Here is a 9585-nt window from a genome sequence, read left to right on the forward strand (position 1 = left end):
CCACGGTCAGCCCCGGCGCGAACGGTATGCGGATGAAACCGCTGGCCGGCGGCGTGCCGTAGGTGGTCTCGAAGCCGAGCGCCAGCCGCGCCCGCGCCCCAAGGGATCGTGCCATGGTGGTCTCCTATCGCAAAAAGAAGCGGCCCGCGGAGCGGGTCCGCGGGCCTTGGGTCAATGGCCGGGTGCCGGAGGTCGTCCGTATGTGGTCTCCGCCGCGCTCAGCTCAGCGGGTCGTCCGTCGTGTAATGCAGCACCACCGCGATGGTCGCCGCCTTCAGGCTTGCCGCGCCCTCTACGGCCAGATCGACCGGCCGCGGCGCCTCTGCCTCAACCCAGTCGCAGAGCCCGCCCAGTGTGCGGTCGGCGGCGAGCGCCATGCCGATGCTGGCGGTCAGCGTGTCGAAGGCGGTGTCACGGTCCGCACCCTGGACGACCGCCTCGATCTCGGCATGGTGCTGGAAGTGGTACGCAAGCGGTGACAGCGTGACCTCCGGCTCTCCCGGCTCGCCGTCGCGCAGGATCAGCAGCCCCTCGGTCGGGACGCGCTCGGGCAGCACCTCGCCGCGAAGCGCGGTGGCGGGCAGCGCCGAGAGCCGGGCGTGCATGGCGGTGAGGATGGTTTCGCGTGAGGTGGGCATGTTTGTCGGCCTCGTAGCGATGCAGGAAACCCCCGCGCTAACGGCTTGGTGGTACGGCAGTACTTCTGCTATTCCTCGCTCATATTTAAGCGGCGACGTGTGCTATCTTGGTTAATATGGCGATTCGCACGAGTGTCTCGGCAACAGGGGGCGCCACAACATGAACAAGCTCGGTTAAGTGTAGGGCAAGCCACTGGCGATGCGGCGTTACATCGGTAAATTCAATTCCGTCGATCTCCCAAACGGATCTCCTGGTAGCTGGGAGGGGAACGTACTCGTACTTGAGAAGTCTGGTCCAAGAAGCATTCCTGATTCGTTAATTGGAACCGACTCCCGACAGGTGAGAAGACGAGGTATTCCACAGATCGATAATGGCGATGAACTGTGGATTTGCACGGACAAATTTGGACCAGGCATCTGCGCTGTTGCGCAAGTTCTGGATGTTGAAACGTCGTCGGGGAGCGTCGAAATCCGTGTCGGCCGCACAAGGTCCATAGAGAACCCCATAAAGCTATCAGATTTTGAAAGACTCCAGAGTGGCTCTAAAGTATTTGGCCAGCTTCAGCGCAGTCGAGGACCCGATCTTTACCTCATGACAGATAGCGAGTTCGAAGAATTCGAGCAGATCATTCTCACACAAAAAGGGCTCAAAAGCTTGCCCGATCGGCTTGACGAGGGCGAGACCATCGAGTCGAACAAAGAAGCCCCCAACGCTGGGACTACAAGCCGTACGCAGCAGTCAAGCCAAAAGCACCCGTTCGCACTGAATGGCTATACCGTCGATCCCAAAGTCGAAGCCACCAACAGCCTCTACGTTGCCACCCTTGGCAAAGGCGGGCGCATCCTGAAGATTGGGCATTCGCAGGACGCGAAGAGGCGTGTTGACGAGTTCAATAAGTTCCGTTTGTCCACTGAACCGCAATGGGTGCTCCACACGGATCAGCCAATCGGCACGGTCCAAGATGCCATCGAGATCGAAAAATACCTCGGCGAAGCCTTCGCGAAGTATCGCAGAGAGCCGAATAATAATGAGGTATATGTCGATTTGGATCCCATGGTCGTTCTTACGAAACTCGCGACGTTGCGCCGCTGACTACAACGTAATCAACGGCGCGAGGACGTTGGCCGCAGTATTCAAACCCATCTCTCCACCCAGTTCGCCACGATCAGCCCCGGCACGCTGTCATGCGCCCGCTCGGCGTCCCGGTCGAGATCCAATCGCTTCGGCAGCTTGACCTGCGGGACGAGCAGGAAGATCGGCGCGGTGACCTGGTTACGGCCGGTCTTCGCGCGGGACACCACCGCCTGGCCGCGTTTGTTGATGCGGGCCCGGTCGGCGACGAGCAGGCTCGGGCCGCGGCGGCGATAGACGAAACGCAGGCGCAGGCCCCGGCGACGCTCCCATTGGCCGGGGGTGATCTTGCCGCCGCGCAGGCCACGCCCGGCGGCTGGCGTCGGGATCGCGAGCCAGAAGCCGGTTTTCGAACGGATCAGCGGGCCGGTGTCGTGGGCACCGACGATGGCGGGCGCCTTCGACCAGACCAGCGACGCCGCGCCGATGCTGGTGGTGCCCTTGGGCCATGTCTCCGCGCGGATGCTTCTGGCGAGCCGCTGGCCCAGCCCCGCACCGGTGATCTGGCGGCGCCAGTCGGCCTTGAGCTGCCCGCCGGCCTCGCGCATCGCCGTGGTCACCGCACGCTCGCCTGCCTTGATCTCCGCAGCCATGAGCGCGGCGAGGTCCGGTGTTACGTCGAGCTTCAGCTTCATGCCGGCCGCAGATTCACGGTCCAGACGAGCCGCTCGTGGTCGCGGACGGGCTCGCCCTGGATGAGGAAGGCCTCGCCGTCGATTTCGACGCGGTCGCCGGGCCGGGGGTTCGCAATTTCGGCCACGCGGAGGTCGATGCGCGTGGTCTCCGACCAGAGGTGCGCGTCGCCGAAGCCGGTGGTCTCGTCCGCGCGGCGGGTAACAACGCGCACGAGGACAGGGGCACCGCCCTCGGGCGTGTAGACGGCCTCGCGGGCGATATTGTCATCGGCGAAGAGCGCGTCGAGCGCCATGGCAACAGCGGTCATCAGGTCCGCCGCGCCGAGCGCAGCACCTGCGGGCGGGTGCAGATCGGCAGCGGGTTGCTCTCGATCTCGAGCCGCACCCATTCGTCGCGGTCGCGGTCCGGGATCATGCGGGCGTAGAGCGGCAGGCCGACGGTGTTGACCGTCTCGAAGGTGTCGGCGGGGGCGTAGTAGATCTCGAACAGCCCCTCGACGCCCTCGGGGTAGAAGTAGGCCTTGTCGGTGGGCACGCCGAAGCCGAGGCCACCCCGGTAGCGGCGGAAGGTGATGCCGCCGAAGCTGACCTCCTCGCCCACGCGCCCGCGCAGATCGGCGGCGGCGGCGGTGTTGAGGTAGGTCTCGCGCACCTCCTTGTGGGCGACCAGATCGGCGAAGAAGGCCGAGCCGCATTCGGCGCGGATCTGCACCTGGCCGGCGGCGAGCCCACCTAGGCTGTCCTCGACGCTCTCGATCAGCGCCTGGCAGCGCTTGCGCAGCGCGCCCGAGGCGGGGGAGGTATTATCCAGATCGAAGTCGACCTCCGCCGCGGGCGTGATACCGAACTCGGCGTGGTAGTCGATCACGGTGGCGCCGTCCTTCGGGTCCTTCACCACGCCCTGGATGCCGTTGAAGAGGTGGAACTCGAAGGTGGCCTCGGCGTCGTTGCGCAGACGACCGAGCTTGCGCGCGACCTCGGCCTGGACCTGCTGCACTGCGGTCTCCGAGCCGAAGTCGCGGATGGACTGGATTTCCGAGGCCCAGAGCACGTCCTGCTTCTTGAACTGGCGGCAGACGAAGGCACGCATCTCGCGGCGTTCGGGGATCTGGCTCTCGTAGGCCGAGCCCCGCTCGGAGAACGGGATCAGCGACAGGGTGCCGTCGCGGCTCTCGATCATCACGGTGCGCGCGCGCACGCCGCGCGCGCCGAAGAGGTTCGCGCCCGACAGGATCGCGGGCTTGTAGGGGATGTTCTCGAGCGCGCGGGTGAGTTCGACGATGGTGAAGGCATCGCCTTCGAAGATGTCCATGGTGGCCATTTGGATGCCTCCGGGTCAGGGATGGTGTGGGGATGCGCGGTCAGCGGACGAGGATGCCCGCGGCGAGGAGCGCCGTGTGAGCCGCGGCCATCTCGGGATCGCTCGGCGTGCCGGCAAAGACGAGATCGTGCCGGTTGACGATGGCCGGGCCGCGGACGACGGCGACGGCCGGGGCGTCGCCACCGGACGCATCGGCCTTGCCCCAGAGCACCGCGACAGCGGTCTCGGTGCCGTCGGTGGCATTGGGATCGTGCGCGGCGTATTTGCCCGAGGCGTTGATCTGGCCCAGCACGGTGCCGGGAGTGAGCGTACCGCTCGCGACGGTGATCGTCTCGCGGGTGTAGTCGCGGTGGGCTTCCCAGACGAGGAAGCCGCCGGGATGCGTGCCTTCTGTCAGCGTGGTCATGGGATCATCCTTTCAGCTTGAAGGTGCGGGCGATGACGTCGCCCCAGGGGCGGGTCGCGGCGCTGCGGCCGGGTTGCGGGTGATGGGGCGTGATCTCGGGCGCGGCCTCGGCCTTCGCGTCCAGTAGCGCGGCGCGGACCGCGTCGAGGCTGGCGTCCTGCTCGAGGAAGCGCCCGGCCATCTGCGGCTGGCCCGCGAGACGGCAGAGATCGACAACGGCCCGGGCGTGCGCGATGGCCTCGGCGCGGATGGCCGCGGGGTCCGGGCCCTTGCCGGCATCTGTCTCCGAATGGTCCGGATCATGCGCCTCGGGATCGGGCGGCGTCGCGACATCGTTGGCGTCTTCAACGATGTCCGGAACCATCGCGTCGTCCTCCGGCTCAGAAGCTTCGACCGCTTCGACCAACTCGGGCGGCGCGTTCCGGAAGCGCGCGATGTCGAAGCTGGCGGCGATGTGCACGGGCTCGGCCAGCTGCGTCGCGAGCCCCGCGTCCAGCGCCTCGGCGGCCGAGAACCAGGTCTCCGCCGCCATCAGCGCCGCGATCTCGTCCTCCGGCTTGCCGGAGCGGCCCGCGTAGCCACGCACCATGCCGCCCGCGATCTTGTCGAGCGTTCCGGCCATCTCGCGCATGTCCTCCGCCGTGCCCATGACGAGGCCGGAGGGGTCGTGGATCATCAGGAAGGCGTTTTCCGGCATGACGATCGCATCGCCCGCCATGGCGATGTAGCTCGCCGCCGAAGCCGCAATCCCGTCGATCCAGACGGTGACCGTGCCGCTGTGGCGGCCAAGTGCGTTGTGGATGGCGACGGCGTCGAAGACCGACCCGCCGGGGCTGTTGAGGCGCAGGTCGATCGCCGCGTCATCGGACAGCGCGCCAAGCTCGGCCAGGAACCCCTTGGCCGAGACGCCATAGGCGCCGATCTCGTCATAGATCAGCACCTCCGCGCCGCCGTCGCGGGCGCGGATCGTGTACCAGCTTTTCATGATGTCACTCCTGTTCGGTCGCGCGGCCCGCTGCCGCCGCATCGTCGTGGCTCTCGCCATCCGCCCCTGCGCCCGGATCGGGCCGCGTCGCCGGGGTCGCGCGGGCTCCTTGTGTCTCGCCCGGGCTGGTGCGGTAGCTGAGGCCCAGCTCCGCGGCGCGCGCCGTGTCGGTCGCGTTCTCGCGATCCACTTCCTCGACATCGTAGCCGGTGGCCTCGACCACCTTGCGCCGCGAGGTGATGCCGGCCTCCATCGCCAGCACCTGCGCCTGGATATCCTTCAGCGGATCGACCCAGTCCCAGCGGGGCGGGATCCACTGCACCATGCGCGCGGCCGCCGGGTCGGGCAGATCCAGCCGGCCGGCAAGCCGCGCCGTCTCCATCCAGCGTGCCCAGACCGGGCGGCAGAGCTGATGCGCGATCACCCCGTGCTGGAGCTGCTGCACGCGGCGGCGGAACTCCACGAGCTCCGCGCGCAGGCTCGAATAGTTGGCCTGGCGGACATCGCCGGTCACCAGGTGATAGGGCAGCCCCAGCGAGGCCGAGACGCCGAGCAGCGTCCGGTACTGGAACGCCTCGTAGCTGCTGCCGACATCCGCGGGGCTCGAGAACTTCACGTCCTCGCCGGGCAGCAGCACCTGCAGCGTGCCGGGCTCGAGGCTGGCGATTGCAGCGCCGTCGGGATCGGGCTCCTCCGTGCCCATCATGGGCTCTTCCGGCGCCGTCTTGGTGATGAAGCCCGCGAACATCGCCGCGGTCTTCTTCCGGTCGAGTTCGGCGTCGTCGTACTGGTCGAGCAGGAACAGCCGCACCATGGCGGGGGCCACATGCGGCAGGCCCCGGATCTGCCCAGCATCGAGCGGACGGTAGACATGCAGCACGTCCCCGGCCGGCACGCGCACGGTCTCGGGCACGGCCACGCGCCGATCCGTGCTGTCGCCGGGATGGGTGCGGCGGAAGTGATAGGCGACCCGTCGGCCTAGCCGATCGAACTCGATCCCGCAGCGGATGCGGTTGCCGTTCGCTGCCGTCTCGGTCTTCTCGAAGGGCAGCATCTCGGACTGGAGAAGCTGCAGCTGCAGCGGCACCAGCAACCCGTCCTCGGCCCGGCGCGGCCGCAGCCGCACGAAGCACTCGCCGGCGACGAACATCTCCCGTGCGACCATGGCCTGCAGCCCGTAGAAGTCGGTCAGCCCGTCGGCATCGGCCTCGTCGGTCCAGGCCAGCCAGAGCCGCTGGACCCGGTCGCGCTGCTCTGCGTCGTCGATCAGCGACGAGGGCTTGATCCCGTCGCCCACGAGGTTGGCGGCGAATGCCTCGCAGGCGTTGGCGGCATAGCCGTTTGTCACGACCAGTTCGCGCGCCCGCGCCAGCAGCTTCGGACCGCCCGAGGCGACCAGCGCATTGACATTCTCCAGCGGCGGGTTCCAGCCGCGCAGCCGGCGCCGGGACATCGCGCCCTCGAGGCGCGCGCGCACGCCGGCGGGTCCGCTCCGGGCGGAGCGGCGAAACCGGTCGAACAGCCCCATCGGTCACAGCCCCTTCGTCGTCGTCACGCGCAGCTGCCGCACGATCCGTCGCCCTTCGGCCGCGGCGATCTCGCGATCCAGCGCCTCGAGCGCCCGGTCGATCTCCGCAACGCTGCGATACTCCACGGTCTTGCCGTCATAGCTGACCCGCGCCACGCCCGAGGACGGCTGCGCCGAGAGCGCGTCGCGGCGGGCGCGGAGTTCCGTCACAGCGGTCATGGATCACCTCACGCTGCTGATGCGGGCCAAGTGACGCCGCACTCACCACGCGCCGGTGGCGGTTACGGCGCGGCTCGGCCATAAGGATGGCATGGACTCTCTCGCCAGCAGATCGATCGCCGAACTCCTCTCCCTCCACGCCGCGACCATGGAGGAGCTGCGAGCGAGAAACGTTCTTCGTTCGGCGAACAATCCCACCGGCGATCTTGCCGAATACCTGTTCTGCGCCGCCTTCGGCTGGGACCAGGAGAACAACTCCGCCAAGGCCTTCGACGCCACGGGCGCAGACGGGACCCGGTATCAGATCAAGGGACGCCGCATTCACCGGCGCAACGGTTCGCGGCAACTGTCCGCGATCCGCGATCCGGACGGGTTCGACATCCTGGCCGCCGTCCTCTTCGACGACGATTTCAGGACCCTGCGGGCCGCCCTGATTCCGGCCCGGATCGTGCGCGACCACTCGAAGTTCATCGCGCACACGAACAGCCACAAGTTCCTGCTGCGCGATGCAATCTGGAACGTGATCGGCGTCATCGACGCGTCCGAGCGGTTGCGCGCCGTCGAGGGGCTCTAACCAGGCTACCCCATGTAGCTCGACCGCCGTGTCAGCCGCCGCGGCGCCAGGCGGGGCGCGGGCCGGGCCGGCGCCTCGCTGTCCACCCCAGTCGTCTCCACCGCCAGTTGCCGCTCTAGGTCCTGCCAGCGCGCCTCCGTCCATCGGTCGGCGCCGGCGATCCAGGCGGCGGCGCGGGCGTAGACCCGGCAGTCCAGCGCCTCGTTCCGCTCGCGCAGCTTCTGCCATTCGAGCTTCGCGAAACCGCGCTTGCCCTTGACCGTGACCAGCTGCTCGGCGGTCAGCTGCTTGAGCCATTCTCCGTCAGCCCATGTCGGAAGATGCACCGTTCCCGGTGGAAACGGTGCACCGGCCGTGACCTCCTCCGCGGTCGGCCGATCCTGCCGCAGGAAGCGGTAGGTCTCCGCCTTGAAGGTCGCGGTGGCCACGGACCACAGCCGCGCGCCGCGCCGCAGGCGCTTGCCGGCGACGGTCGCGTCGACATAGGTCGGCCCGGTCACCGGGCTCGCGCGGTTGAACCCGTCGAGCCCCTTCACGGGAGCGACCTGTGCGAAGCCCACCTGCCGCGCCCAGCCATAGACAGCGCTGGTCTCGAACCCGGTGTCGATCGCGAGCCGCGCGATGGACAGGTGCTCGCCGGAGGCATGCGCCCATGTGCGCCCCAGCAGGTCGGTGAGCTGCTGCCAACAGGCGGGATCACCGGGCCCGCCCTCGATGACGACGTGATCGACGAGCCAACTTTCCAGCCCGCGGCCCCAGGCCCAGACGTCGACCTCGATCCGATCCTTCTGCACGTCGGCACCGGCGGTCAGGAACAGACCGCCAGCGGGCACGGTGCCCGGTTTCCACGACTCGCGGCGGTCCGCCAGCCGCTGCCAGTCCGGCGCCTCGCCGGTCTCGACCCATGTCTCGCCGAGGATCGTGTTGCGGAACGCCTTGATGGCCTCGTCGGAGCCTCGGGCCGCCTCCCAGGCGCGCGCGATCCGATCCCAGCCCAGCCAGCCCACCGGCGAATAGAGCGCCGAGAGGTGATAGCCGACGGTGCCGGGATCCGCCGGCTCGGCCGTCGCACGCCATTCGCCCGCTTCCAGCATCGCCGTCTTGTGGTGCTCGGCGATGGCCGCCTCGCAGCCCTCGCAGTGATACTCCGCCGTCTCCGGCCTCCCCTTCTCCCAGCGCAGCCGCTCGAAGCGCAGCCACTGCGTCGCGCCGCAATGCGGGCACGGCACGAAGAACCGCCGCTGGTCGGACGTCTCGAACTCCCGTTCGATGCGGGACAGCCCCCGGATCGTCGGGGTCGAGACCAGAAAAACCTTGCGCCGGTGGGCGAAGGTCAGCGACCGCGCCTCGGCCAGTGTGACCGGGTCGCCTTCCTCGTCGGCCGAGGCCGGATAGGCGTCGACCTCGTCGAGGAAGATGTAGCGCGCCGGGGTCGAGCGCAGTCCCACCGCAGAGTTCGCGCCGGTCATGATCAGGATGCCGCCCGCGAACTCCTTGGACAGCATCGTGTTGCCCGAATCGCGCGAGCGCGCGGGCTTGATCCGCTCCCTGAGCTCCGGGCTCTCCTCGATCAGCGGGTCGATCCGCTGGCGCGAGTTGCGCTTGGCCAGTTCCACCGTCGGCTGGACCGCCAGCATCGGCCCCGGCGCCTGGTGGATCGCGAACCCGATCCAGTTGTTGCCGGCCTCGGTCGCGCCCACCTGCGCGGCCTTCATGAACACGACCCGCTGGGTCGGATCGCCGGGTGAGAGCCGGTCCATGATCTCGACCATGTCGGGCGTGCGCTGCGTGCGATACTGCCCGGGCTCGGCCGAGGCGCGCGACGACAGCTTGCGGTGCCGGTCGGCCCATTCCGACACCGTCAGGTCCGGATCCGGCCGCAGCCCCGCGAGCCACGCCCGCAGAACATCCTGCGCCCCGTCGAAGGCCAGCGCGTCCGCGTCCTCAGCGGAGATCGGGCTGGAACTCGGCGAGGTCGTCGAGCTGGGATCGGACATGCTTTTCCAGAGCCTTCTGCATCGCGGCCGGCTCCACGACGACTTCCTGGCCTAACGCTTCGCTGCATGAGGCCGAGAGATCGGCCGCCATCAGCGCGGCCACCCGTGCGGGCCAGTTGACCCAGACATCGCGCTCCTGCCGCGCGAGCC

The 9585-nt window shown here is 68.3% G+C and carries 11 protein-coding genes and 1 pseudogene; 2 read left to right on the plus strand and 10 right to left on the minus strand.

Features of this window, described 5'->3' with window-relative positions:
• Window positions 1-218 precede the first annotated feature (218 nt).
• Window positions 219-638 (minus strand): acyl-CoA transferase, encoded by a 420-nt coding sequence (locus tag BU124_RS13855; RefSeq protein WP_084864164.1) that lies wholly within the window; start codon window positions 636-638, stop codon window positions 219-221.
• 199 nt (window positions 639-837) lie between these two features.
• Between BU124_RS13855 and BU124_RS13860 the strand changes: the two genes are divergently transcribed.
• Window positions 838-1731, plus strand: a complete 894-nt coding sequence (locus tag BU124_RS13860; RefSeq protein WP_084864165.1) for a GIY-YIG nuclease family protein — start codon at window positions 838-840, stop codon at window positions 1729-1731.
• 41 nt (window positions 1732-1772) lie between these two features.
• Here the strand turns inward: BU124_RS13860 and BU124_RS13865 are convergent, their stop codons facing one another.
• Genes BU124_RS13865 through BU124_RS13895 form a run of 7 tightly spaced genes read right to left on the minus strand, consistent with a single transcriptional unit; the run spans window position 1773 to window position 6864 of the window.
• The gene (locus tag BU124_RS13865; RefSeq protein WP_084864166.1) at window positions 1773-2405 is read right to left on the minus strand and encodes a DUF6441 family protein; all 633 of its coding nucleotides are present in this window, start codon (window positions 2403-2405) and stop codon (window positions 1773-1775) included.
• Window positions 2402-2713: a head-tail joining protein gene (locus BU124_RS13870; RefSeq protein WP_084864167.1), complete on the minus strand. Its 312-nt coding sequence runs from the start codon at window positions 2711-2713 to the stop codon at window positions 2402-2404. The genes BU124_RS13865 and BU124_RS13870 overlap by 4 nt, the downstream gene beginning before the upstream one ends.
• Complete coding sequence (locus BU124_RS13875) at window positions 2713-3726, minus strand: major capsid protein (RefSeq protein WP_084864168.1); 1014 nt, start codon at window positions 3724-3726, stop codon at window positions 2713-2715. Before BU124_RS13875 ends, BU124_RS13870 begins: the two co-directional genes overlap by 1 nt.
• 40 nt (window positions 3727-3766) lie before the next feature.
• The gene (locus tag BU124_RS13880) at window positions 3767-4132 is read right to left on the minus strand and encodes a head decoration protein (RefSeq protein WP_084864169.1); all 366 of its coding nucleotides are present in this window, start codon (window positions 4130-4132) and stop codon (window positions 3767-3769) included.
• 4 nt (window positions 4133-4136) lie between these two features.
• The gene (locus tag BU124_RS13885; RefSeq protein ID WP_179141939.1) at window positions 4137-5117 is read right to left on the minus strand and encodes a head maturation protease, ClpP-related; all 981 of its coding nucleotides are present in this window, start codon (window positions 5115-5117) and stop codon (window positions 4137-4139) included.
• 4 nt (window positions 5118-5121) lie between these two features.
• Window positions 5122-6645: a phage portal protein gene (locus BU124_RS13890; RefSeq protein WP_143530013.1), complete on the minus strand. Its 1524-nt coding sequence runs from the start codon at window positions 6643-6645 to the stop codon at window positions 5122-5124.
• Window positions 6646-6648: 3 nt separating this feature from the next.
• Window positions 6649-6864: a phage head-tail joining protein gene (locus tag BU124_RS13895; RefSeq protein ID WP_084864171.1), complete on the minus strand. Its 216-nt coding sequence runs from the start codon at window positions 6862-6864 to the stop codon at window positions 6649-6651.
• A gap of 91 nt (window positions 6865-6955) precedes the next feature.
• On the opposite strand from BU124_RS13895, the gene BU124_RS13900 reads away from it, so the two are divergent.
• A complete protein-coding gene (locus BU124_RS13900; protein ID WP_084864172.1) occupies window positions 6956-7438 on the plus strand; it encodes a hypothetical protein in 483 nt (160 codons plus the stop codon).
• A 5-nt stretch (window positions 7439-7443) separates the two neighbouring features.
• Here BU124_RS13900 and BU124_RS13905 read toward each other — a convergent pair whose 3' ends face one another.
• Together BU124_RS13905 and BU124_RS13910 are read right to left on the minus strand one after the other, a co-directional pair.
• Window positions 7444-9435: a phage terminase large subunit family protein gene (locus tag BU124_RS13905; protein WP_084864173.1), complete on the minus strand. Its 1992-nt coding sequence runs from the start codon at window positions 9433-9435 to the stop codon at window positions 7444-7446.
• Window positions 9383-9585: pseudogene (locus BU124_RS13910) on the minus strand (hypothetical protein); the annotation flags it as partial. The gene BU124_RS13905 and the pseudogene BU124_RS13910, both read right to left, overlap by 53 nt.

This window comes from Salibaculum halophilum (assembly GCF_002094885.1).
GTDB classification, from domain to species: domain Bacteria; phylum Pseudomonadota; class Alphaproteobacteria; order Rhodobacterales; family Rhodobacteraceae; genus Salibaculum; species Salibaculum halophilum.

What these genes read in the sequence shown, in the direction of transcription:
- BU124_RS13855 (WP_084864164.1), bottom strand. Translation starts at nt 638, where the DNA reads ATGCCCACCTCACGCGAAACCATCCTCACCGCCATGCACGCCCGGCTC.
- BU124_RS13860 (WP_084864165.1), top strand. Translation starts at nt 838, where the DNA reads ATGCGGCGTTACATCGGTAAATTCAATTCCGTCGATCTCCCAAACGGA.
- BU124_RS13865 (WP_084864166.1), bottom strand. Translation starts at nt 2,405, where the DNA reads ATGAAGCTGAAGCTCGACGTAACACCGGACCTCGCCGCGCTCATGGCT.
- BU124_RS13870 (WP_084864167.1), bottom strand. Translation starts at nt 2,713, where the DNA reads ATGACCGCTGTTGCCATGGCGCTCGACGCGCTCTTCGCCGATGACAAT.
- BU124_RS13875 (WP_084864168.1), bottom strand. Translation starts at nt 3,726, where the DNA reads ATGGCCACCATGGACATCTTCGAAGGCGATGCCTTCACCATCGTCGAA.
- BU124_RS13880 (WP_084864169.1), bottom strand. Translation starts at nt 4,132, where the DNA reads ATGACCACGCTGACAGAAGGCACGCATCCCGGCGGCTTCCTCGTCTGG.
- BU124_RS13885 (WP_179141939.1), bottom strand. Translation starts at nt 5,117, where the DNA reads ATGAAAAGCTGGTACACGATCCGCGCCCGCGACGGCGGCGCGGAGGTG.
- BU124_RS13890 (WP_143530013.1), bottom strand. Translation starts at nt 6,645, where the DNA reads ATGGGGCTGTTCGACCGGTTTCGCCGCTCCGCCCGGAGCGGACCCGCC.
- BU124_RS13895 (WP_084864171.1), bottom strand. Translation starts at nt 6,864, where the DNA reads ATGACCGCTGTGACGGAACTCCGCGCCCGCCGCGACGCGCTCTCGGCG.
- BU124_RS13900 (WP_084864172.1), top strand. Translation starts at nt 6,956, where the DNA reads ATGGACTCTCTCGCCAGCAGATCGATCGCCGAACTCCTCTCCCTCCAC.
- BU124_RS13905 (WP_084864173.1), bottom strand. Translation starts at nt 9,435, where the DNA reads ATGTCCGATCCCAGCTCGACGACCTCGCCGAGTTCCAGCCCGATCTCC.